Source organism: Microbacterium imperiale (assembly GCF_017876655.1).
GTDB lineage: Bacteria > Actinomycetota > Actinomycetes > Actinomycetales > Microbacteriaceae > Microbacterium > Microbacterium imperiale.
Map to the genome: position 1 here is coordinate 30,427 of NZ_JAGIOK010000001.1, position 24,260 is coordinate 54,686.

Annotated in this window: 13 protein-coding genes; 1 reads left to right on the plus strand and 12 read right to left on the minus strand. The window is 71.8% G+C overall.

Translation table 11 applies throughout. The annotated features are described in order from the left end of the window. Positions 1–17: 17 nt before the first annotated feature. The 7 genes from JOF37_RS00120 to JOF37_RS00150 all read right to left on the minus strand — a co-directional run bounded on the left by JOF37_RS00120 (position 18) and on the right by JOF37_RS00150 (position 14,763). The gene (locus JOF37_RS00120) at positions 18–2,522 is read right to left on the minus strand and encodes a transglutaminase domain-containing protein (protein ID WP_210003957.1); all 2,505 of its coding nucleotides are present in this window, start codon (positions 2,520–2,522) and stop codon (positions 18–20) included. Further along, the gene (locus JOF37_RS00125) at positions 2,519–3,874 is read right to left on the minus strand and encodes a DUF58 domain-containing protein (protein ID WP_210003959.1); all 1,356 of its coding nucleotides are present in this window, start codon (positions 3,872–3,874) and stop codon (positions 2,519–2,521) included. Before JOF37_RS00125 ends, JOF37_RS00120 begins: the two co-directional genes overlap by 4 nt. Then, entirely contained in the window at positions 3,871–4,836 is a 966-nt protein-coding gene (locus tag JOF37_RS00130) for an AAA family ATPase (protein ID WP_210003961.1), read from the minus strand. The genes JOF37_RS00125 and JOF37_RS00130 overlap by 4 nt, the downstream gene beginning before the upstream one ends. 31 nt (positions 4,837–4,867) lie before the next feature. Continuing rightward, on the minus strand, positions 4,868–10,777 hold the full coding sequence (locus JOF37_RS00135; RefSeq protein WP_210003963.1) for an Ig-like domain-containing protein: 5,910 nt from the start codon (positions 10,775–10,777) through the stop codon (positions 4,868–4,870). Positions 10,778–10,809: 32 nt separating this feature from the next. Continuing rightward, positions 10,810–11,955 (minus strand): serine/threonine-protein kinase, encoded by a 1,146-nt coding sequence (locus JOF37_RS00140; RefSeq protein WP_210003965.1) that lies wholly within the window; start codon positions 11,953–11,955, stop codon positions 10,810–10,812. A 110-nt stretch (positions 11,956–12,065) separates the two neighbouring features. Continuing rightward, entirely contained in the window at positions 12,066–13,139 is a 1,074-nt protein-coding gene (locus JOF37_RS15720; RefSeq protein ID WP_210003967.1) for an FHA domain-containing protein, read from the minus strand. 34 nt (positions 13,140–13,173) lie between these two features. Further along, the gene (locus tag JOF37_RS00150; protein WP_210003969.1) at positions 13,174–14,763 is read right to left on the minus strand and encodes a dolichyl-phosphate-mannose--protein mannosyltransferase; all 1,590 of its coding nucleotides are present in this window, start codon (positions 14,761–14,763) and stop codon (positions 13,174–13,176) included. Positions 14,764–14,785: 22 nt separating this feature from the next. Here JOF37_RS00150 and rsmI point away from each other — a divergent pair, with 22 nt between their 5' ends. Continuing rightward, positions 14,786–15,607 (plus strand): 16S rRNA (cytidine(1402)-2'-O)-methyltransferase, encoded by an 822-nt coding sequence (gene rsmI, locus JOF37_RS00155; protein ID WP_210003971.1) that lies wholly within the window; start codon positions 14,786–14,788, stop codon positions 15,605–15,607. Positions 15,608–15,680: 73 nt separating this feature from the next. Here the strand turns inward: rsmI and JOF37_RS15620 are convergent, their stop codons facing one another. The 5 genes from JOF37_RS15620 to JOF37_RS00180 form a co-directional block, all read right to left on the minus strand. After that, positions 15,681–18,032 (minus strand): glycosyl hydrolase 53 family protein, encoded by a 2,352-nt coding sequence (locus tag JOF37_RS15620; protein WP_210003973.1) that lies wholly within the window; start codon positions 18,030–18,032, stop codon positions 15,681–15,683. A 59-nt stretch (positions 18,033–18,091) separates the two neighbouring features. Then, entirely contained in the window at positions 18,092–18,985 is an 894-nt protein-coding gene (locus JOF37_RS00165; RefSeq protein WP_210003975.1) for a sugar ABC transporter permease, read from the minus strand. Further along, positions 18,985–20,613, minus strand: coding sequence for an ABC transporter permease subunit (locus JOF37_RS00170; protein ID WP_210003978.1), 1,629 nt, complete (start codon positions 20,611–20,613; stop codon positions 18,985–18,987). The genes JOF37_RS00165 and JOF37_RS00170 overlap by 1 nt, the downstream gene beginning before the upstream one ends. Positions 20,614–20,680: 67 nt before the next feature. Beyond that, positions 20,681–21,910: a sugar ABC transporter substrate-binding protein gene (locus tag JOF37_RS00175; protein ID WP_210003980.1), complete on the minus strand. Its 1,230-nt coding sequence runs from the start codon at positions 21,908–21,910 to the stop codon at positions 20,681–20,683. Positions 21,911–22,055: 145 nt separating this feature from the next. Then, a complete protein-coding gene (locus tag JOF37_RS00180) occupies positions 22,056–24,077 on the minus strand; it encodes a beta-galactosidase (protein ID WP_210003982.1) in 2,022 nt (673 codons plus the stop codon). Positions 24,078–24,260: the final 183 nt, after the last annotated feature.

Here is a 24,260-nt window from a genome sequence, read left to right on the forward strand (position 1 = left end):
GCGTGCCGCGTGCCACCTTAGCGATCCCGCCGCGTGCGCGGCATCCGCTTGCGCGGACCGGCCCCGTGCTCACGGTGCAGCAGCGAGCGCAGCGAGATGCGGGCGCGCAGCCGCGCCCACCACCCCAGGCCCTCATCGAACCGCGAACGCTCGGTTTCGACGAGCTCCCAGAAGCGGTCGCTCTCCGTCGCTTCGAGCGGGGCGACGTCGAAGACGGACCGGTCGGCCCAGGTCGCCAGCTGCACCGCGTTCGGGGTGCCCCCGTAGGCGGTCGCGAGCTCCTGGCGCGTCTGCGACCGGGGAGCGGGGCGACCGTGGTCGATCGCCGCGTCGACGAACTCCTGCCATCCACCGGTGAAGCGCTCGACGGGATCGTCGGCGCTGCGTCGCGCGCGACGACGCAGCAGCTTGACCAGCACGATCACCGCGAACGGGCCGAACAGCAGCAGGACGATCAGCAGCGACAGGCCGCCGATGCGCAGCGCCGTCCACAGCGCGGTCAGGTCCTGTGTCGCGGTGGTGTCGTCGTCGGGCCGCTGGCCACCGTCGCTCGGGTTCGCGTCGGCGGGAAGCACCGTCTCGGCCTGCTCCTGGCGGACGTCGGTCGGGATCTTCGGATCCTGGCGCTGCTGGACATCGGGCGAGGGGAACACCGCGTGCTGCGGGGTCACGTCGACCGGCACCCACGTCGAGTCCCGCCCCCGCACCTCGATCCACGCGGCGAGGTCGCCCGCCGTGCAGGCACCGTCGACGCAGGTCGACAGCGTCTCGTCGCTCGAATCCAGGCGCGTGCCGACCACGATGCGGGCATCGAAGCCGAGCCGATCGGCGATCATCATCGCCGCCACGGCGAACTGTTCGTCGTCTCCGACGGCGGCGACCAGGAGCGCGTCGTCGTCGCCGCCGACCTCGTTCTCGCGCGTCAGCAGATCGGCGAAGAGCGTCTCGATGCGGTCGGTCGAGTGGCCGGCGCGGCTCGGCTGGAACGCGTAGTCTCCCAGGTCGCTCATCCACGCGGGCGGGTCGGCCTCGTCGACGGTCAGAGCGTGACTGAGGAACCCCCGCGCCCGCAGCCGCTCGATCAACGTCTCCAGGCCCGAGCCGCCCGCCGACGCCTCCTGGGCATCGATCCAGGCGATGAGGCTCGGCGGGACGAGCTCGTCGGCCAGCGACGGTCCGGCACGCAGAGGCTCGAGCGAGCCGAGCGCCGCCGGGCTCGCATCGATCGCGGCCTCGTGCCGGTAGGCGGCGCCGGTGGCCAGACCCGGGTCGCCCAGCTGGACGGCGGCGCTGGTCTCGGCGTTGTAGTAGAACCCGTCGGCGAGAGCGGCGGCGTCGCCGGCGGTGAAGTCCAGCGAGGTGACGGACCCGACGGTCGGCATCCAGACGCCCTCGTACGCGTCGATGGAGATCCGCGCGGTGCCGACGGCGGTGCCCGGCGGCGCGGCGAGCGCGGAGGGAACGCGCGAGAACGCCGTGCGCGGGTCGCCGGGCGCGGCTGCCGGGTCGACGACGCGAGCGACGCGTCCGTCGTAGAAGGGGAGCGTCGCGAGGCGCACCCGGTCGGCCTCCGCCGGTGCCTCGACACGGAAGAGCGTCTGCTCGAAACGGTCGTCCGCGAAAGAGGCCCGGTACTGCCCGAGCGGGCTGAGGGCCGCGGCGAGCTCGAGCCGAGGGTCGACATCCGAGCGCAGCACGTCGCGGGTCTGACCGGCGAGAGCCCACGGCGCGGCGACGGCCGCGATGACGACGGCCGCGGTGACCATGCCGGCTGCCGTCGCCACGCGTCCCGCGAGGCCGCGCAGGGGACGCGGGCCCGATCGCACGCCCGTCGCGGCGACGGCCGTCGCGATGGCGCGTCGGCGATCGGACAGCGTGCGCCACACGACGGCGATGAGCGCCGCGACGACGGCGGCCATGCCGACGATCGCCTCGCGCGGAACGACGATCGGGCCGAGGACGACAGGAGCCTGCAGTGCCGTCGATCCGAACGCGACGCCGAACACGGTGGGCAGCAGCGTCACCGCGACAGCGATGGGCCAGAGCCGCCCGCCGCGCCAGGCCAGTGACAGCGCCGCGACCGGGACGGCGAGGAACACCAGCAGGGCCGGCGCGAGCGTCGTCTGGTAACTGCCGAGGGGCAGATCGAGGGTGAGGAGATCCTTCCACCCGGTGACCGGGGCCGTCAGCACCCCGAGCACGGCCTGAAGGGCTTGCGGTACCGAGCCGAGCATCGAGGGTGCGGCGAGCGGAAGCCCGAGAACGACGTAGGCGCCGATCGCCGCGGCGGCCAGCCACCAGCCGTTCCAGCGCCAGCGCAGGGCGGCGGCAGCGAGGGCGTGGCCGGCCGCGGTCGCGACGACCACGAGGACGACGAAGGCCGCGCTGCGGTAGATCGGCCAGGCCGCGACCGCCCCGACCGCGTTCACGAGGTCGAGCACGGCGGCCTGCGTCAGGAGGAAGCGCAGCCGGACGCGTGAGGTGCGGCGCGCGCGCAGGTCGCGCCGGGCCGGAGCGCTCACGACTGCGCCGCCCGTGCGAGGAGGTGGCGCAGGTCATCGAGCAGCCCGATCGAGAGCACCGACATCGACCCGAGGCGGGTGAAGCGGGGCTCCGCGTCGAGCGCGCACATCACGGCGATCACGCCGACGTCGCCGGGGAAGGCGAGGGCGGTCGACTGCAGCTGCGCGGGGGTGAGGGTCGAGCCGCACACGAGGAAGGCGATCGAGACATCGGGATGACTCTCGGCCGCGAGCGAAGCGGCATCCCGCAGCGGGCTGACGTGCTCGGTGCGTTCGACTCCCGCGAGGTCATCGAGCAGGGTGCGCGAGGTGATCGTCGTGAGCTCGCGGATGGTGCGCACGCGCCGCCGCGCGAACTCCGGCACGTCGCCCCCGACGACGACGTCGACGTCGCGGCCGTCCCGGATGCCGCGTACGCCGAGCGACGCCGCCGCGCTGACCGCCAGCTCGAACTCGTCGTCCGACGCGTACTCGTCGTCGCCGAGCGCCAGCGAGATGACCATGCGGCTGCGACGGGTCTCCTCGTACTGCCGGACCATGAGGGTGCCGGTCTTCGCCGTCGACTTCCAGTGGATCTGGCGCTGCGAGTCGCCGGGGACATAGGGCCGGATCGCGTGGAACGAGAAGTCGGCGTCGACGATCGTGCGCGAGGCGCTGCCCTCGAGGTCGCGCACGAAGCCCGTCGTGGTGCTGCGCAGCGCGGTCGTCACGGGGTGGATGTAGAGGGTGTGGACGTCGTCCCACGTCCCCTCGCGCTTGAGGATGCCCAGCGGATCACCGCGGACCGTTCGGGCCGGGCCGACGGTGATGATGCCGCGGCGGTGCGTCGGCACGATGACCTGCTCGGTGTGCTGGTGACCGTGGCGCAGCAGCGGGACGTGCACGTCGACGATGCCCTCGCCCACGGGGACGTCGATGCGACCCGGCAGCGCGGGCGCGCTGCCGACGTTCGTGACGACGAGCGTGCCCTCGACCTGCGTCCCGGCGACCACGCGGTCGTGCTCGAGCCGGAGGTCGACGTCATACGCCCGGGCGCTGAAGAGGAACGGCACCGACAGCGCCAGCAGCACGAGGGCCGCGATGCCGGCGGCCGCGAACTCGATGAGCCCGAACGCGAGACCGACCCCGAGCCCGGCGACGGCGGCGACGACCATGAGCCAGCCCGCGACGGTCACCGTCTCGGCGATCCACCTGCCCGTCGCGACGGCGGCACGGCGCACACGGCGCCACGACTGCACGCCGCGCACCGCGAGCACCGTGGTCCGGCCCGTCGTGCCGAACCGGGTGCGCGCGAACCCCGTGCCGTCGGCGACCGACGTCCGGGTGAGGCGCGACTCGGTGTTGAAGCTCACACGGCCTCTCTCTGGCTCGGCGGGACCGTGTCGAGCAGCACCTGGCCGATGACGGCGCCGGCGGTGACGCCGTCGAACTCCGCTTCGGGGTCGAGGATGAGGCGGTGCGCGAGGACGGGCTCGGCGAGCGCCTTCACGTCGTCGGGCGTGACGTAGCTGCGGCCGTGGGCGACCGCCCAGGTCTTCGCGGCCTTCGTCAGGGCCAGCGCGCCGCGCACACTGACGCCGAGGCGCACCTCGGTCGCCAGGCGGGTCGCCTCGACGATGCGTGCGATGTAGTCGAGCACGAGCGCGTCGAGGTACACGCCGCGCGCGATGTCGGCCATGCTGACGATGCCCTGCGGCGTGATGACGGGCGTCACTTCGCGTCGCGACTCGGCCGCGCCCTCGAGGATGCGCACGGTCGCGGCGTGATCGGGGTAGCCGAGGGTCGTCTTCATGAGGAACCGGTCGAGCTGCGCCTCGGGCAGACGATAGGTGCCCGCCTGCTCGACGGGGTTCTGCGTCGCCACCACGAGGAACGGCACGCCGACCCGACGCGTGACGCCGTCGACGGTCACCTGGCCCTCTTCCATGACCTCCAGCAGCGCGGACTGCGTCTTCGGCGAGGCCCGGTTGATCTCGTCGGCGAGCACGATGTTGGCGAAGATCGGACCCTGGTGGAATTCGAACTCGCCGCGGCTCTGGTCGTAGACGGTGATGCCGGTGACGTCGCCCGGCAGCAGGTCGGGCGTGAACTGGATGCGGCTGCTGGTGCCCTGCACCGTCTGCCCCATGGCCCGCGCGAGCGAGGTCTTGCCGGTGCCCGGGAAGTCCTCGAGCAGGAGGTGGCCCTCGGACACCATCGCGGCGAAGGCGAGCTCGATGACGTGCCGCTTGCCCAGCACGACCTTCTCGACGTTGTCGACGAGCGTCGCGAAGGTCTCCTGGAACCAGGCGGTCTGCTCCGGGGTGATGCTCATGGGGTCCTCTCGCGGATGCCGTGCGGCAGGGTCAGGGGGTGGCGGGTTCGGTCGGGGGCGGTGTCTCGTCCCCGGGTGATGGCGGTGGTGTGACCTTGTCGCAGATGCGCTCGAGGGTGAGCTGCTGCAGGTCGGCGAGGGCACCGGTCCAGGTCACCGTGTACCGGTTGCGCTCGACGGCGCCGGCCGGGCCGACGGCGCTCGAGGTCACCGAGTAGGTTCCCGACGGCAGGCCCGGCGGGCTCCACGCCGGCACGGCGGTCTGGTCCGACCGGCAGCTCGGCAGCGACGCCGCCGACACCTGGACGGGGAAGGACGCGCTGGACGACGCGGGAACGACGGGGGAGGGGTCGGAGCAGTCCGAGTCGAAGCCGAGGAACGTGTCGCACCAGCGGCCCGTCCACCCCGATACCGGTGAATTGAAGCCGGGGGTGAACTCGTCGGTGCGGTTTCCGTTGTTGTACAGCCGGAACTGCGCCTCGGGGAACGGCGGGTTCTGCGGCCGGTTCAGCTGCGCTCGGTACGTGTAGGTCGTGCCGTCCGAGTTCGGGCGCGAGTCGACCGAGAAGGTGATCGCGTCGGGTGCGGTCACGTTGCCCACGGGGCGTGCGGAGATCTCCGCCCGCGTGGTCCCGAAGTCGCCGCGGCCGTTGAAGGTGTGCTGCGCACAGGCCCAGATCGTCTTCTTGCGGAAGGACTGCGCCTCGAACGTCTGGCTCGTCGCTGTGCCGTTCGGGACGCACGCGTCCGCCGAGCGGTCGCTGAAGCCGATCAGGGTCTGCGTGCCGTCGCCGTTGCGCTGGATCGACGCCGTCACGGTGATCGAGTTCGACGTGTTCGTCTCGGTCAGCGTCAGGCCCGGCGCCCCGACGCCGTGGGCGCGGACGTCGAGCGAGCGTCCCTCGCTGGATCCGGCGGCGATCGGCGGCAGGTCGAACGTCGTGAGCGGGGTCGCTGTCAGCGTCGTCGCCGTGTTCGATCCGACGTCGTAGTTCGGGAAGGTGGCCGTGCCGCCCACGACCGGGCGGGTGTCGGAGCCCTGTCGGCCGCCCGTGAGCCGGACGCTGCCGGCGGTGGCATCCAGTCCCGTCACGGTGATGGTCGCGCGACCGCCGTCGCGACCGTTGGGCGTCGGCTCGAACGACGACCCGCCCGGCTGTGCCGGCGGCCGGTAGGCCCACGCCTCGGCCCGGACCGTCGAGCGGGACTCGCCGACGGAGCTGTAGGCGCGCGCCTCGTACGTGATCTTCTCGCCCACGGGCGCGGAGATCGGACCGCAGGCGCCGGAGGCGGGGCAGGTGGCGACCTCGCGGCCACCGGCGGTGATGCGGTAACCCTGGACGGCGGGGTAGGAGCCGCCGTCCGACGAGACGCGCAGCGTCACCGAGTCGCCCGCGTAGGCGGTCCATTCCAGCCGCGAGGGGTTCGCCGGCAGGCCCTGCAGATCGAGGATGACCTGGCCGTCGCGTTCACCGCTCGACTGGCGCCCCTGGGCGTCCTCGACCGTGAACGAGCCGGTGCACTCCCCGGCGCCCGGCGCGTCGGCCTGCCAGGTGGCGCGGACCGCCGTGTCGCTCGCGCGTGAGAACGACACGCCCGTGCAGTTGCCGGGGCTGCTCGCCCCGACGACGCGCAGCGGCGTGCCCGGCAGCGGATTCACTTCGCCGCCGGCGCCGATGACCTCGATCGTGCACGAGGTCGCGCCGCCCGACTGCGAGCACGTCTGCACCGCCGAGCCGCCCTTGGGCAGGGTGGAGGGGGCGGGGCCGACGGTCAGCAGAAGGTTGGCCGTGGGAGCGTCGGGGTGGCTCGGCAGGGTGATGGCGACCGGTTCCTGACGGCCGGGACGCGCGGCGTCGGCCGCGGTGACGGTCGCCGTGCTCCCCGAGATCTCGACCGAGAACTGGTCGCCCCCGTACGAGCCGGCGTACTGCACGGCATCCCAGTCGGCTGCACCCGCCCACTGCACCATCTGCGCAAGATCGTAGGTCTGCGTCGCACCGGGGCCCACCGTCAGCGAGGCGCTGCGCAGGGTCGGCTGCGGGATCTCAGCCTCGACGGCGACCCGGACGGTCAGGTAGGTGGCGACCTCCTGCGTCTCGAGGCGCACCGGCACGACGCAGCTGTCGGTCCACGGGGCCCCGGCGCCGGCGGCGTACCGCACCGTCGTGCCCGACACCGCGGTGCAGCTCGCTTCGCCGCGCGCGCCGCCCGCGCGGACACCCGAGCCCTCGAGCACGAGTGTCGCGCCGCGGGGGATGCGGACGGCGTCGGCGAGGTCGATGTCGACGCTCTCCTTCTCGCGCACCTCCACGGGCCCGAAGCCCTCACGCAGCGCGAGGCGCACGTCGGCGTCGCCGGGCACGCGCAGGAAGCCGTAGGAGGTCACCTCGGTGCCGTCGAAGGCCGTGCCGGTGACTTCGAACGGGATCAGTCGCGACTTCTCGGGCAGCTCGCCCGAGATCTTCCACCCGTCGACCGAGACGTCGTCGGGGTCGCCCCACAGGCTCAGTCGCAGGCCGGACACGTCTCCGGTGTTCCACGAGACCTGGCCGTCGAGGACGTCCACCCCGTCGGGGAAGTCGTCACGTGTCTCGACCGTCAGGACGGTGTCGCGGACGATCGGGTAGTCGGGAACCGGCTCGCGGACCACCTTGACGACGATGAGGCCGATCGCGGTGTCGCCGCGCTCGTTGCGGACGGTGTACGTGTACGAGAAGGTGCCGAGCACCTCGCCCGCCCGCAGCGTCACGGCGCCCTCGTCGACGGACCCGATCAGGGCCTGCAGCGTGTCGTACTCGGCCGAGCCCTCCTGGGCGTTCGGGCGCACCTCGACGAGTTCGAGCTCGCTGCCGGCCGGGTCGATGTCGTTGTCGGTGGGGCGCACCACGACGGTGCTCTCGCCCCCGACCTGCACCTGCACGTAATCGCTGTAGGTCACCGGACTCGGGTCGGCCTGCGTGTCGATCACACCGACCCGCACGTCGGCCGTGCCGGTGGCCCCGCTGGGGTCGCGCACGGCGTAGCTGAAGCGGACCTGACCGCTGAACCCCTCGGGGCTCGTGTAGACGATCGCCGACCCGTCGGCGGAGATCGTGGCCGAGCCCTGCTCGGGCTGCGAGACGATGCGGTCGAGGGTGACCGGGTCGCCGTCGGGATCGACGGCGTACCCATCGAGCGGGATGCTGACGGACTGACCGCTCAGGACGCGGCCGACGAGCGTGCGCGGCAGCGGCGCCTGATTGGATTCGTTGCCCACGACGGTGACCGTCACGCGGGCGGTGTCGGTCACCTCGGGAAAGCCCAGTCGGAAGATCGTGTAGGTCAGCGCATACGTGCCGGCTTCTTCGGGCGCCAGATAGCGCAGCACGCGGCTGGTCGCGAACGCGAGGCCGCCGCCGGTCTCGTTCACGATCGACGACGGGTCGATGGCGATCAGTGCGCCGGAGGGCGCGGTGTCGTTGTCGAGGACCGGGATGTCGATCTGCGTGCCGGCCCGCACCGTGACGGCGTCGTCGACGGCGATCGGCGGCTCGGCGGTCGCCGCCGGCAGCAGGACGACCGTCAGCTCGCCCTGCGCCGTCGCCGCGGCGTTGCCCGTGCCGTCCGAGACGGTGTAGCGGACGACGCCGAGGCGTCCCGGGGCTCCGGTGTCGGTCGTGCCGCTCACACGCAGCAGGCTCTGGCCGACGAGGTCGACGCCGAGCGAGGCGAAGGGGTCGCTCTCGGGTCGGATGTCGCTGAGGAGCAGCACGAGGCCCGCGGGGTTCGAGACGGCCGATGCGACGTCGATGGTGGCGTCCTCGTTGGGGCGCACGAACGCGGTCAGTGGGGGAGTCGTGATGACAGCGGACTCGGGAGCCTGCATCGTGACGCGGACCGTGGCCGTGACCTCGGTGAGGGCATCGCGCACGCTGTACTGCACGAGGTACGAGCCGGGGGCGGATGCCGTGACCACCATGCTCAGGGCCGCCGGGTTGGCGGCGGCGGTCGAGCGGCCCTCGTCGAGCGCCACCGCACCGGTCAGGGTGACCGGGCCGGCGGCGCCGGTCACGTACGGGGCGACGGAGACGTCGAGCGGTTCGCCCACCACACCCGTGACGGCGAACGACTCCGCCGTCAGCTCCGGCGCCGGCGTCACCGTGATCGACAGCGGCTGCGTGGTCGTGGCCCCGCGCGCATCCGACACGGTCACGGTGATCGAGACCGCGAGTCCCTCGGTGGCGTTCGGATCGGGGTGCTGGTAGGTCAGCGTGCCCTGGGGCGAGGTCGTGACGGTGCCGACACCGGTGTCGTTGGTGGCGCCGGCGAGGAAGACCGGGTCGCCCTCCGGGTCGACCCATCCCTCGAGGAGCTCGGCCGACACGGTGCCGCCGGGCGCGACGGTGAGCGAGGGCCAGGTGGCGAGACACTCCTCGACGCCGCACCAGACGGGGGCGGTGTTCTGCTCGTCGGGCACGACCGTCAGGGTGACGGTGGCGTAGTCCGACAGCAGGCCGTCGGCCGTCGTGCCGTCGGTCACGCGGTAGCGCAGCGTGGCCGACCCCGTGGCCTCGGGCGAGACGGCGACGGTCAGCTGCTGTTGAGCGCCGGTGACGGTCGCGGTGCCGAAGGCCGGGTCGAGGTTCTCGAGCGACGCCACGTCGATGCTCAGCACGTCCTCGTTGGGGTCGTGGTCGTTCAAGAGCACCGGGAGCAATGTGACCGACCCCGGACGCACGCCGAACGCGTCATCGACGGCGACGGGCGGCTTGGGCTCGACGACGCGCTCGGACGTCGCGTCCTCCTGCTGCTGCACCTGGGTCTGCTGGTCGAGGTCCCACTGCTGGGACGAGGCGATGAGATCACCCGAGGGCACCGACCACACCCACCCGGAGCGCCGATCGTTCAGCGCGAGGCGACTGCCGTTGCCGATGAAGCTCGGGTCGACGTTGTCGCCGATGTCCGCGCCGCGGTAGTCGAGCGTCGTCACGGTGTCGGGGTCGGAGCTCGTCCACAGCGAACCGGACGCCTCGCCGTCGGCGAGCCACGCCGCATGCACCGTCGACTGCAGCACGGCGGGCCGAGCCGGGGTGCCCGATCCCGGCTGATCGACGACCCGCGTCGCTCGCCCGTCGCCGAGACCGACCCGCACGAGACCGTCCGTGTCGGCGATGTGGACCGCGTCGCCCTCGGCAGCGGCATCCTGCACGCGTGCACCCGGTCCGATGCCGGCGGCGACCGGCTCGTCGCGGCCGCGGATCCAGACGTCTCCGGTCGCGTCGTCGACGAGCACCCAGGTTCCGCCCACGACGGTCAGCTGCGCCGCCGCAGGTGCGTCGGAAGTGGCGTCCTCACCGAGGATGCGGCCGGTGCGGGAGTCCGCGCGGACGATGCGGCTCTCGTCCGCCGAGTAGGCGTAGACGGTCCCGCCCGGGTCGATCGCGACGGCGGCGGCCACGAACCGCGGCCGCTCCTCGCCCTCGGCCACCTCGACGTCGGCGTAGGGGTCGATCGGCACCGCCTCGCCGCCGCCCGAGAGGCTCGCGCCGAAGACGGTGCCGGCCTCGGTGCGGTACGCGAGGTAATCGCCCGCGGTGGCGATGTCGCTCGTTCCGGGCGGCGTGGGGGCGAAGGCATCCTCGACGTCGTCGGTGAGGTCGGCCGGCCGGCCCATGTCGACGTCGGAGAACTGCGAGCCGCCGTCGCTGAAGACGAAGAGCCTGTCGTCGGTCTGGGCGATCTGGCTGCCGTTGTCGACCTGCTTGACCGTGTCGATCTCGCCGAGTTCGAGGTTCACCCGCGCGTAGCCGCTGCCGGCGCCGTTCTGCAGGGCCCAGACCGTGGGGTTCTCGGGAGGCGTCTGCTGCGCGTCGTACCCGGGCCACACGACCGCGAGCGTCGTGACCACGGCGACGGCGGCGGTCACCGCGGCAGCGCCGATCCAGGTGCTCCTGCGCACGCGGGGACGCGCGGCGTCGCGACGCGCCATCGTCAGAAGCCCCCGCCGACGATGAGGAGGGTGGTGACCGCACCGGCCGCCGCGAGCAGCACGCCGCCACCCGCGAAGAGCGCGACGCGTGCGGCTGTGCCGAGGCGGGGCGCCGGTTCGGCACCGGCGAGGACGGTGCCCTCATCGGGACGCCGATCCACCGCGCGCGGTGTGCGAGCGGGTCGGCGCGACGCGTACTGCACCGACGGCCGGACGGGACCGCGGGCCCGATCATCGGCGAAGTCGACGGCCGCGCCGGCGGCGGCCCACTCGTCGACGGCCACCTCCATCGGCGTGTGCGGCACGCCCAGCTCGTGCTGCACGAGCTGCAGTTCATGAGCCAGCTCGGCGGCGGAGGCGTGCCGAGCCGAGGGATCGCGGCTCATGGCGCGCGCGAGCACCTGCTCGAGGCGCGGGGGTACGTCGGCGCGTCCGATGGGGGTGTACGCGGCCTTGCGGATACGCGACTTGAGCTGTTCGCGGCTGTTCTGTCCGCTGCCGGGGCGCTCGAACGGACTGCGCCCCGCCAGCAGCGAGTACAGCGTCGCGCCCAGGCCCCAGACCTCGGCCGGCACCGACCCCGAGACGCGCTCCTCGACGATCTCGGGCGCGCTCCAGGGCACCGACATCGCGAAGACCTCGTCCTCGTCGGCGCGGCCGGTGATGGCCGCGGCGATGCCGAAGTCCGACAGCACGGGGGAGCCGAAGGTGGTGATCAGGATGTTGGAGGGCTTGATGTCGCGGTGCAGCAGCCCCGAGCGGTGGGCGGTCTCAAGCGCCGATCCGATCTTCACGCCCAGCTGCAGCACTTCGGTCACGGGGATGACCTCGCGCCGATAGCGGTTCGTCAGCGACGTCGGGCAGTACTCCATGACGATGTAGGGCCGGCCGTCCGCCGAGATCGACGCCTCGTAGATCGTCAGGATCGAGGGGTGGGCGCTGAGCCGCGCCATGACGTCGGCCTCGGCGTTGAACATGCGCAGCAGGTTCTCGTCGACGATGTCCTCGAGCAGCACCTTCACGGCCACCGGGCGGCGGGGCAGGTTCTGCTCGAACAGGAAAACGTCGGCGAAGCCGCCGGTCCCGAGCGGTCGGACGTAGGTGAAGCCGGCGAGGCCGGGAGGCGCTGAGGGCAGTCTCGACGCCACCTGTCATGCACCCCCTGTCGACGGGGTGCGGTCAACGTCGCCCCCGGAACCCGAATCCCGTGAAAGTTTTCTAACACAGCCTGCCCGCGGCGAGAAATCGCTCGCCGATGTCAGGGCGCAGCGACGATCTCAGCGGTCACTCCGTCGCCGAGATCCAGCCGGGTGCCGGGCTCGACGCGGGCCGACGCCCCGCCCCGCAGAAGCGATGCGACACCGGCCGGGTCGCGGACGACTGTGCCGTTCGTCGACCCGAGATCCTGCACGAGCAGCTGGCCGCCCTCGACCCGGACCTCGATGTGGGTACCCGATACTTCCTTGCGCGGCGACGCCACCGCGACGATCCGAGCGCCCGGGTGCTGACCCGCGCGGGGAGAGCGTCCGAGCACGAGCGGCTGGTCGACCGGATGCTCGTCTCCGCCGACGCGAAGCACGTACCGCGTCGCACGCGGTGCCTCCGGCACCGTTCCGACGGGCCCCGCCGGTCGCCGACCGCCCAGGACGGTGCTGTCGTCGACCTCCGGCATCGCGGGCTGCGCCGCGGCGGCGTCGGTCGCTGCCCCTGGGGATGCCGCGACGCCGGCCGCCGGCGGTGCGCCGCCGTTGCCGCGGCGTCGCGGTCCGATCGCGTCGGCGAGCGACCCGCGATCGATGGTCACCGTCTCGAGGGGGTCGATGTCGGCGGTGGTGGCCGCGGCGCGCGGCGCGGGCTCGAGCGCGGCATCGGGCGTCGTCCGGGTCTCTCCCCACTGCAGCGCGTTCGCCCGGGCGACACCGCGGCCCAGAGGCAGGATGCCGCCGGTCGCGGCGGCGGGAGCGAGCCCCAGCGAGATGCCGCCCACGCGCTGGGCAGAACCCTCGACCCAAGTGCCCACGCCGCTGCCGGTGTAGCTGCTGCGCTGCGGCCCGTGCAGGTCGATCGTCGCGCCGCCGCGGACGGCCACGGCGACCGAGCTCGAGGCGACGTCGACGAGCTCGACGAGGGCGAAGTCGGGCAGATGGCCGATGCCGACGGCGGCGATGATCGAGAGCAGGTCTTCGAAGACCGCGTCGCTCGCCGTCATCGCGCCCCACAGCGCCGACGCGAGATCATCGCCGGCCTCGGGGCCGAGGAGAAGGGCGAACCGGTCCGCGACCATCGCGAAGCCGGCGCCGGGCGCGTCGTCGGGCGTGGGATAGCGGAACACGGGCCTAGCCTACGGCCGCGGCCCGGGCGGTGCGTCAGACCCAGCCGGGCAGCCAGTTGTGCAGGCGGTAGAACTCGTAGGGCACGCGCATCGCGGACCAGAGGGGGAACCAGAAGGCGGCGATGACCACCACGAGCACGAGGAAGCCCAGCACGATGCGCTCCGTGGTGCGCGCACGCGGGTGCGCGCGGGAATCCCGCACGACCTCCCGAATGACGAATGCGAGTGCGAGCAGCAGGAAGGGCTGGATGAGCACCGTATAGAACTGGAAGATCGTGCGATCCGGGTACAGCAGCCACGGGACGTAGGTCGCGGCGACGCCGGTCAGGACGAGCGCGTATCGGCCGTCCTGCGTGCGGATGAAACGGTAGACCAGGTACAGGGTCGCCGCGACGGCCGCCCACCACACGATGGGGTTGGGCATGCTGTACAGGATCTCCCAGCAGCCGTTGGCGTCGCTGCATCCGTCGGTCCCCGTCGGCGTGCTGTTGGCGTACATCGACGTCGGACGCAGCAGCAGGGGCCACTGCACGGCGGGGCTCGCGTACGCGTGCGGGGTCGACATGGCGGCGGTCGAGGCGTAGATGGCCTCGTGGTAGCGCCAGAGGCTCTGCAGGGGAAGCGGCACCCACGACCACAGCCCGGTGGCGGGTGAGGCGTCGGCGCTGTGCCGGTCGTACCCGCCGTCGGTGACGAACCACCCCGTCCAGGAGGCGAGGTACACCACCAGTGCCACGGGGACGAGGAGGAGGAACGACGCGACGCCCTGACGCACGGTGGCATCCATGGGCCAGAAGAGCACGCCCGCCCGCCGACGCGCCAGCGCGTCGCTGACGACGAGGTAGATGCCGATGGCCGCCAGCACGAACGCACCCGACCACTTCACCGCTGAGGCGGCACCGGCAGCCGCCCCCGCGGCGATGACCCAGGGACGGTTCCACAGCACGGGACCCCAGGCCGGACCGCCCGCATCGTCCCAGCGCGCCGCGATCCGCGCGGCGAGTTCGGCGCGATGCGATCGACGGTCGAGGACGACGAACCAGAAGGCCAACAGGGTGAACAGCGTCAGGAAGATGTCGAGGAGAGCGACGCGGCTCATCACGATGCCGAGCCCGTCGATGGCGAGCAGGCCCGACGCGAGCGAGGCGAAGACGACGGAGCCCGAGAGACTGCGCGCGAGCAGATAGAGCACGAGCACGCACGCCGTGCCGGCCAGGGCGGTGCCCAGACGCCACGCGAACGTCGAGTCCGCTCCGAACAGGGCCATCGGAAGTCCGATGAGATACTTGCCCAGCGGCGGGTGCACGACGAAGCTGCCGGTGGTCGTGAAGATGTCGGTCTCGCCCGCGAGGAACCGCTCGTCCGCTCCCTCCGGCCAGGTCGCGGCGTAGCCCAGGATCCACTGGCTCCAGGCGTCCTTGACGTAGTAGGTCTCGTCGAACACCACGGCGTGCGGATGTGCGAGATTGCCCAGGCGCAGCACGGCGGCGAGCACGGTGATCAGCAGGGGCGCGAGCCACCCGATGCGACGCGCCAGCGCCGGGTCGCCGGCGACGCGTCGATGCCACCGATCGAGCAGCGTCGGCCGCTCCTCGGGCGGCAGCGGCTCAGCGGTCGTCGTCACCCGGCCAGCCTATGCTGGGGCGGTGATCATCCTCGCCGCGACGCCCATCGGGAACCTCGGCGACGCGTCCGCCCGACTCGTGTCGGCGCTCGAGAGCGCCACGACGATCGCCGCGGAAGACACGCGCACGACCCAGCGGCTGCTGCAGGCGCTGGGCATCGCGAACCGGCCTCGTCTGATCGCTCTGCACGATCACAACGAGAGGCAGCGCGCCGACGATCTGGTCGAGCGCGCACGCGCCGAGGACATCCTCGTGCTCAGTGATGCGGGGATGCCCACCGTCAGCGATCCCGGCTACGGCCTGGTGGCGGCGGCTGCGTCCGCCGGTGTCGACGTCACGGTCCTGCCCGGGCCGAGCGCGGTGCTCGCGGCGCTCGCCGTCTCGGGCCTCCCGACCGACCGATTCGCTTTCGAGGGGTTCCCGCCGCGCAAGCCCGGCGACCGGCGTCGCCTGTTCGAGCAACTCGCCGGCGAGACGCGCACCCTGGTGTTCTTCGAGGCGCCCTCCCGCATCGCCGACGTGTTGTCGGCCATGGCCGACGTGTTCGGCTCGGACCGACGAGCGGCCGTCTGCCGCGAACTGACGAAGCTGCACGAGCAGATCGTGCGGGGACCCCTGGGCGAGCTCGCGACCTGGGCGGCGGCGGGAGTCCGCGGCGAGATCGTCGTCGTTGTCGAGGGGGCGAGCCCCCGCGCGAGCGACCCCGCGACGGCGCTCCTCCAGGTGCAGGCGCTCGTGGCCGACGGCATGCGGTTGAAGGATGCCGCCGCCGAGGTCTCGGCCGCGACCGGCCTGTCTTCGCGCGAGCTGTACCAGGCGGCGCTCGCCGCCCGCCAGGGCTGACGCTTCCGCGCCGAGCCCGCACCGGTCCGCGGCTGCGACGCGCGTGGGTCACAGCCGCGGACCGGGGGCTCGGTCAGGCTCGGTGCGCCCGCGACCGGCGGACGAGCAGGCCGCCCGCGACGAGCAGGGCCAGAGCGCCGAAAGCGGTGGCCGCTGCCCAGCGGCCGCCGGTCGAGGCCAGAACCGCTGTGGAGGACGAGGTCGGTGCGGCGACAGCGGCGACCGGTGCGGCGGTGGCGGAAGGCACCGGGGCCGGGGTGGCATCGACGGCGACGAGCGCGGCGCGCGCGGCGTCCAGCGCGGCGACGGCGGCATCCACGACGTCCTGCGCGGATTCCGGGGCCTCGAGCACGGCGACCGCGCGCGCGACGACCGCGTCGAGCACGGCGAGCGACTCCGCCGTGTACGCGCGTCGGTCGAGAGACTCGGCGGCCGCGACGGCGGTGCCCAGCGCGGTCATATCCGCGGCCGGTGCCACCTGGATGAGCGTGACGTCGTCGACCGTGCCCCACGCCCCGCCGGGCAGCGCGCCCTCGATGCGTACGGTCACGGTCTCCCGTTGCGCGACGAAGACCGCGTCGGTGACCGGAGTCGACCACTGGCGCCATCCGTCGATGCCGAAAGGCGCGTCCGCCGACCGTCCCGCCGACGTGGCGAGCGTGAGCCCGACCCGGCCGTCCGGAGCGGCGTTCCCGCCCTGCAGTGCGGCTGCAGCGGTGTAGAACCCCGACGATGCGGCGACGACCTGCTGCTCGAGCGTGAACGCGAACGGCGACGCGGCGTAGAAGTGCGCGGAGCGGGCGCCGGAATGCGGGTCGTCGATGGACCGCAGGGTCAGCGCTGCGCCGGACGAGCGCCACATCGACGTGTCGGCATCCTCGAAGCCGCCGTTGCGGAGCAGGTTTCGTCCGACGACGGACACGACCGCTGTCGTTGCTTCACCGGAGCTCGTCGCGCCGGCGAACGTGTACACGCCGACGCCCTCGATCACCTGCGTGTCCGGGGTCCAGGTCACCGCCTGCTGCTCGCGCGTCCCGTCGCTGTACGACACCGTGACCGTCTCGGGCAGGGCGACGTCGTCGCCGACCTCGACCGTCAGGCGCGGGCTCTCGATCTCGGTCACCGTGCGCGGCGCCGTCGCCCCGCTGCGGACATAGGAGAAGATCCGCAGCGACGGCAGCGGCTTGCCGGCGTGGTCGAACAGGGCCTGGTTGTCCCACGCCGAGCCGCCGTACCAGGGACCGGCGTCGTGCGGCTCGTACGATCCGGCGAAGCTCGTCGCCCATCCGGAGCCGTCACGCTCCCAGAGGACCTTGTTCGCGTCGAACTGCTCCGGCGGGCCGACCGGCAGCCAGGCCGGCTCCCAGTAGAAGACGCCCAGACCGGCCGGCCCCACGTCCGCGACGGCCTGCACGACGTCGCGGACGGCGGCGGCCTGACCCTGCACGCTCACGGGGTACTGCGTCGCCTCTTCGGGCAGATCGATGACGTTGCCGTGACCGTCGCCGTCGTGGAGCGTGTAGGCCCAGGAGGTCTCGGCCACGAGCACCTGCTTGTCGTACGTGTCGGCGATGTTCGAGAGGACGGCCGTCAGGTTCGCCGGGGTGCCGTGCCAGAACGGGTAGTACGACGAGGCGAAGACGTCGTAGTCGACCGAGCGCGCCGCGAGTTCGCGTGCGATCCCGGCGTAGAAGCCCGGCCGTTCCGGATTGGTGAAGTGCAACGCGACGAGCGCCTCGGGAAGAATCTCGCGCACCGCCGCCGCGCCGGCGGCGAAGATCCGCGACATGTCGTCCCAGCCGGTGACGCCGGCGATGCCGCCGTTCGTCTCGTTGCCGACCTGCACCATCGTGACGTCGACGCCGCCGGCGACGAACGCCCGGAGCGCCTGGCGGGTGAACGCACCCGCGGCGGCCGCCTTGTCGTCCCCCGACAGCCCCTCCCAGGCCTTGGGGGCCTGCTGCTTGGCGGGGTCCGCCCAGAAATCGGAGTAGTGGAAGTCGACGAGCACGCCGAGTCCCGCCGCGGTGGCCCGCTGCCCGATCTCGACCCCGCGCTCCACATCGACGTTGCCACCGCCGTAGCCGTTGCCGTCCGCGTCGAACGGGTCGTTCCACACGCGGATGCGCACGTCGGTGACACCGGCGTCGCGCAGGACGGCGAAGAGGTCGGCCGGCGCCCCGCTGTCGTCGCGGAACACCACGCCCGATTCCTCGAGCGAGAGCACGGACGACACGTCGACACCCCCGATGAAGTCGGGGGAGAGGTTCTCCACGCGGGGAACGGTGATCTCCGCCTCGACGGCCGCACCCGCGGGGTCTTCGGCGGCGACGGCGGTGTACGGCAGGGCGAGCGCGCCGAGGGCGAGTGCCCCCGCCGTCAGCGCGGCGCCGAGCCGGCGGAACGGATGCGAGCGACGGGGCATGGGCCTCTCCTTCGAGGTGAGGGCCCCCGGCGGCTGTGCCGGGGGCCCGAGGGGGTGGGTCAGCCCTTGACGGACCCGGCGGTCAGGCCGCCGATGATGTACCGCTGCAGGCCGAGGAACAATGCCAGGATCGGGATCGAGGCGAGGACGGCGCCCGCGGCGAACAGGCCCCAGTTGCTCGCCAGCTGGTTCGAGACCCACTGGAACATGCCGACGGCAAGCGTCCAGTTGTCCTGCGACACCAGCACGATCTTGGCGATGATGTAGTCGCCGAACGAGGCGATGAAGGCCAGCAGCGCCACGACCGCCAGGATCGGGGTCACGAGCGGCATGATGATCCGCCAGAAGATCTGGGCGTGGGTGGCGCCGTCGATCTTCGCCGATTCGTCGAGCTCCATCGGGATGGTGTTGAAGAACCCGTACATGAGGAACGTGTTCACGCCGAGCGCGCCGCCGAGGTACACGCAGATGAGGGCGAGCTTCGAGTTCAGCCCGAGGACCGGGAACACCTCGCCGAGCGCCAGGAGCATGAGGAAGATCGCCACGAAGGCCAGCGCCTGCGGGAACATCTGAATGATGAGGAGCGCGGTCAGGCCCGGGCGGCGGCCGCGGAAACGGAAGCGCGAGAAGGCGTAGGCCGCTGCCGCTCCCATCAGCACCGCGCCGAGGGCGGAGGCACCGCTGACGATCAGGGTGTTGCCGTACCAGGTCCAGTAGGACGTGCCTCCGAGGGCGGCGAAGTTCGACAGATCGAAGGCGGCGAAGAGCCGGTTGCTCGCGGCCAGGCTGCCGCGCGGGTTGAGCGCTGCCGAGACGACGTACAGCAGCGGGAACATCGCGTAGAAGAGGATCACGAGCGCGACGAGGTACTTCCAGCCCACCTCGAGCAGCCAGCGGCGGCGCCGGGCCGTGGTCGTGCGACCGGAGCGGGGACGGACGGTGGCGGTTGACATCACTGGTACTCCTCCAGCTTGCGGGTCTGACGGAACGCCAGGGCGGAGATCACGCCGACGACGATGAACACGAGGATCGACAGGGCGCTGGCGAGGCCGTAGTCGGCCGCGCCGCCGGAGACGCCCGAGATCGCCCAGATCGCGGAGATCAGGATGTCGGTCGCGCCGAGGGCGTAGGGTGCGCCCGGAATCGCCGGTCCACCGCTGTTGAACATGTAGATGATCGTGAAGTTGTTGAAGCTGAACGCGAACGACGAGATCAGCAGCGGTGCGGTGGCCACCAGGACCAGCGGCAGCACGATCGCCCGGAACTGACGGAACCGGCCGGCGCCGTCGATCGATGCGGCCTCGAGCGCGTCCGACGGCAGCGCCTGCAACGCACCGGTGCACACGAGGAAGTAGTACGGATAGGTCAGCCAGACGTTGACGAACAGGACTGCGATGCGAGCGAGCCAGGGGTCACCGAGCCAGTCGATGTTGGCCCCCCCGAAGAAGAACTCGTTGATGACGCCGAACTCGGCGTTGAACATGCCGCGGAACAGCAGCGCCGACATGAACGCCGGGAACGCGTACGGAAGGATGAACAGGGTCCGGAGGATCTTGCGACCCTTCACCCGGGGGTCGTTGAAGATCAGCGCGACGACGAGTCCCATGATGAACGGGATGAGCACCGACAGGGCCGCCCACACGAAGGTCCACAGGGTGACGAGTGCGAGCGGTTCCAGGAGCCCCGGATCGGTTGCCAGCCGCAGGAAGTTGTCGAACCCGACGTTCACGACCCAGCCGGTCGGCAGCGCGGTTCCGTCGTCCGAGACGAACGACCCGCTGTCGCTGGCGGTGTAGACCGTGCCGGATGCCGTGTCGGTGATGGTCTGCGCGTCGGCATCCCACTCCAGCGTGGACAGGTAGACGGCGCCGGTCGAGCCGTCACGGGTGCGGATCGAGCCCTCGTTCGGGTCGTCCGAGACGGGAACCCGGAGCTGCACCACCAGTTCCTGCAGCTCGGGATCGCCGAGGAACGTGCCGCGGGGGACGACGTTCCACCCGGGGACGTCGGCGGGCGCGCCGGTGGCGCTGGTCTCACCCACGACCTCGAGCGGCCGGTCGACCGACCCCGCCTTGATCTCGCCGTCGTCGTTGATGGCGAAGCCGTATTCGCCGCCCTGCTCGACGAGCGAGAGCGGGTAGGAGGGGGAGGTGTCGATGCGTCGCTCGCCCTGGGCGAGGGCGGCGGCGACGGCCTGCTCCTGCGATCCGACGTGCCCGGCGCCGTAGTTGGTGAAGGCGATGTAGGCGGTGTACCCGAAGATGAACACCTGGAACACCAGCAGGAATGCCAGGCCCGGCAGCAGGTACTTCAGCGGCAGCGCGCGCTTGGTGAAGTACACGACATCCGCGGCGATCAGCAGCACGGCCGCAGCGGTCGCGATGATCCACGACTCGGCCTGCACCGCGGCGAACACGCCCATGAGGCCGAACGCGTTGACGATGGCCATCAGTACGAGCTTCACGACGAAGCCCCAGCCGAGGCCGTTCCATCGGCGGCCATGGGGCTCGGCGGCGGGCGTGGTCAACGGGGGGTGAGGCGGCGGGGCGCTCTCGCTCACGGTTCCCTGCGGGACCGACATGTGCATCTCCTTCGACTTTCCTGCGACGAGAGTCCGGGGGCGGAGTCTCCTCCGCCCCCGGAGGGGATCAGCCGATGGCGGCTTCGACGTCGGCCACCATGGTGTTCCAGGTGCTGACGGGGTCGCCGCCCTTGATGATCTGAGCCTGCGCCGCGCCCCACAGCTCCCAGACGGAGCCCATCTCGGGAAGCGAGGGCTGGGGAACGCCGTTCGCGGCCGAGGCCAGGAAGCCGGCGACGACCGGGTCGGACGAGACCTCCGCCGCGACGGTCTTCCAGGCGGGCAGACGCGGGTCGGCCTCGTAGAGGGCGCGCTGCGCGTCGTCGGTCGCGAGGTAGGTGGTCAGGAACTCCTGGGCGAGCAGCTTGTTCGAGCTCTCGGAGCTGATGTAGAAGCCCTGCACGCCGACGAAGGGAGCGGCGGTCTGGCCGCCGGCCGACGGGATGGGGTTCACCTTGACGTTGACGCCCTCGGCCGTGAGCGCCTCGATCGCCCAGGGGCCCTGCACCGTGTAGGCGGCCGTGCCGGAGGCGAACAGCTCGTTGTTGGTGTCGTAGTCGATGGTGGTCGAGATCTCGCCGGAGCCCGCCTCACCGTGCGCACCGAGCCAGGCGGCGAACGACTCACCGGCGGGCCCGCCCAGGCCGACCTCCGTGGTGTACGAGCCCGAAGCGTCCTGCACGAAGACCGGGGCGCCGAACGAGGTCTGGAACCCGTACATGGTGTACGCGTCGCCCTTCTGGCCGGCCGTGTTGATCACGAACGGACGCTCGGCACCGGCTGCCTGCGCGCGGGCGATCATGTCGTCCCACGACGTCGGCGCGTCCTCGCCCACGAGGTCGGTGTTCTGGATCAGCGCCATCGTCTCGAGCGCGTACGGGAAGCCGTAGACCTGCCCGTCGTAGGTGAACGCGTCCACCGCGACCTGTTCGATCTGCTCGGCCTTGTCGCCGAGGTCGATCGTGTCCACGACGCCCGCCGAGACGAACGACCCGAGGAAGTCGTGGGCGCCGACGGTGATGTCGGGGCCTTCACCGGTGGGGACCTGGTTGATGAAGTCGTTGCGGATGTCCTCGAAGTTCTTCTGCACCAGCTCGACCTTGGTGCCGGTCTCCTCCTCGAACGCCTCGGCGGCGGCCTCGATGGCCGGTGCGCGGTTCGCGTCGGTCCAGACCACGAGCGAAGCGCCCGAGCCGCCCGCGTCGCTGTCGTCGGTGGGAGTGCTGCCGCCGGAGCAACCGGCGAGCAGGACGGTGGTCGCCGCCACAGCGACGATTCCGGTCCCGATCTTGCGCATGGATCTTCCTTCCGAAGTGGTCGATCGGGGCGCCTCGCGAGAGGTCGCGCCGTCACGACCGGTGTGGATGCCGCGGCCGGGTGGCCTCGGCGGTTTTCTCAGTGCGTGCCGGTCGACGTCGACTGTCGACCGGCGGTGGGGTCGGTCAGCGACCACCCCCGGGTGCTGTGCGCGGTGCACGGACGACGGCGACGTCGCCCGCACTCACCTCCAGCGTGCCTTCGACGGCGGCGCCTGCGAGCAGGTCGACGCCCTCGAGGGCGAGTCGTGCGTCCGTCGCGCCATGGTTGATCGCGACGACGTAGTCGTGTTCGGCGCCGGTGCGGCGGATGACCTCGAGTCCGGCCGGCGCCGGGAGAGGCGCGATGCCGGCGTCGGCGTACACGTCGCTCATGATCGCGGCCAGGCCCGCGGCATCCGGGCGCGTGCTGATGTACCAGCCGGTGCCCGCCCCGTGCTCCTTGCGGGTGATGGCCGGCATGCCGGCGCCCGGCCCGTCGGTGTAGGTGGCGCGCGTCTCGGCCCCCGTGACGTCCAGGTGCTCGTGCCAGACGTCTGCGCCGAACGAGCCGTCGCCGTAGGAGACCGTCGTGGTGACGCCTTCGCGCAGCGGCAGGTGCTCCTCGACCCGGACGCCGAGCGACGGTTCGAGCGGAACGCCGAACCCGCCCGCGTGGACCGCGTCGTTCTCGTCGACGACCGCCGAGAAGAACGACACCACGAGCGTGCCGCCGGTTTCGACGTAGCGGTTGAGGTTGTCGGCGTCGTCGCTGCGCAGCAGGTACTGGGCCGGTGCGATGACGAGCTTGTAGGACGAGAGGTCGTCGCCGGGCAGTGCGAAGTCGGCCGTGATGTTGTCGCGCCAGAGGCGCTCGTAGAACGCGCGGATCCGCTCGCCGTGCGAGACGTCCGCGGACGGACGCCACTCGAGGTCCTGCGCCCAGAACGACTCGAAGTCCCACAGGATGGCGACGTCCGCCCGCACGCGAGAGCCGCGCACCTCGGAGAGCCGGTTCAGCTTCGCACCCAGGTCGACGACCTCGCGGAAGACCCGCGACCCGGTGCCGGCGTGCGGCAGCATCGCGGAGTGGAACTTCTCGGCCCCCGAGCGGCCGGCGCGCCATTGGAAGAAGAGGATGCCGTCGGCTCCGCGGCCGAGGTGCGCGAGCGAGTTGCGCGCCATCTCGCCGGGTCGCTTCGCGACGTTGCGGGGCTGCCAGTTCACGGCCGAGGTGGAGTGCTCCATGAGGATCCAGGGCTTGCCGCGGCCCACCGACCGCGAGAGGTCGGCGGCGATGGCCAGGCCGATCTCGCCCTCGTCGTCGGCTGCCCACAGGTAGTGGTCGTCCGACACGATGTCGACCTCGCGCGCCCACGCCCACAGGTCGCACCCGTTGTGCTGGTTCGCCATGAAGTTGGTGGTGACCGGCAGCGACGAGAAGCGACGGATGGCGTCGCGCTCGGCGACGAAGCAGGCCCGCAGCTGCGCGTCGGTGAAGCGGGCGAAGTCCAGGCGCTGCGCCGGGTTGACCACCGAGGGGGCGGCAGCCGGCGCGCCGACGTGCTCCCAGTCCCCGTAGTGCTGCCCCCAGAACGCCGTGCCCCACGCGGCGTTGAGCGCGTCGAGGCTGCCGTACTTCTCCCGCAGCCAGAGGCGCCAGGCGCGGACGGCGTGGGGGGAGTAGTCCTCGCCGATGGGGACCCCGTACTCGTTGTGCACGTGCCACATCACGACGGCGGGGTGGTCGGCGTAACGCTCGGCGAGCGCGCTGGCGATCCCGACGGCCGCCTCGCGATACGCGGGAGCCGAGTGCGAGGCCATGCCGCGCGAGCCGAAGCCCATCACGACGCCGTCACGGGTGACGACCCGTGCATCCGGGTGGTTCGCGAAGAACCAGGCGGGAGGAGAGGCCGTCGGGGTGCCGAGGTCGACGGCGATGCCGTTCTCGTGGAGCAGCCCGATGATCTCGTCGAGCCATTCGAAGTCGTAGACGCCTTCGCTCGTCTCGAGCAGCGCCCATGAGAAGATCCCGACGCTGACGAGGTTGACGCCGGCCTCGCGCATGAGACGGACGTCCTCGCGCCACACCTCGCGGGGCCACTGTTCGGGGTTGTAGTCGCCGCCATAGGCGATCCCGTCGATGGCCGGCCAAACGCTCGCGGGCATGAAACGCGTCCTCGTGTCTCGCGGACCGGTCGAACTGTGACCGGTCACAGGGTGTTGCGACCACACTAACCCGCGGGTGCCGGATGAGCCGATCCCGTTACCGAACTGTGACCGGTCACAGTGCGACGCCGTTTCGTGGATCACCGCGCGTCGTGCTCCCGCCGCGGGAGTAGGCTCACCGAC

Excerpts from the sequence above, each read along its gene's own strand:
- JOF37_RS00130 (WP_210003961.1), bottom strand. The coding sequence starts at position 4,836 with ATGAGCATCACCCCGGAGCAGACCGCCTGGTTCCAGGAGACCTTCGCG.
- JOF37_RS00165 (WP_210003975.1), bottom strand. The coding sequence starts at position 18,985 with ATGTCAACCGCCACCGTCCGTCCCCGCTCCGGTCGCACGACCACGGCC.
- JOF37_RS15620 (WP_210003973.1), bottom strand. The coding sequence starts at position 18,032 with ATGCCCCGTCGCTCGCATCCGTTCCGCCGGCTCGGCGCCGCGCTGACG.
- JOF37_RS00175 (WP_210003980.1), bottom strand. The coding sequence starts at position 21,910 with ATGCGCAAGATCGGGACCGGAATCGTCGCTGTGGCGGCGACCACCGTC.
- JOF37_RS00180 (WP_210003982.1), bottom strand. The coding sequence starts at position 24,077 with ATGCCCGCGAGCGTTTGGCCGGCCATCGACGGGATCGCCTATGGCGGC.
- JOF37_RS00170 (WP_210003978.1), bottom strand. The coding sequence starts at position 20,613 with ATGTCGGTCCCGCAGGGAACCGTGAGCGAGAGCGCCCCGCCGCCTCAC.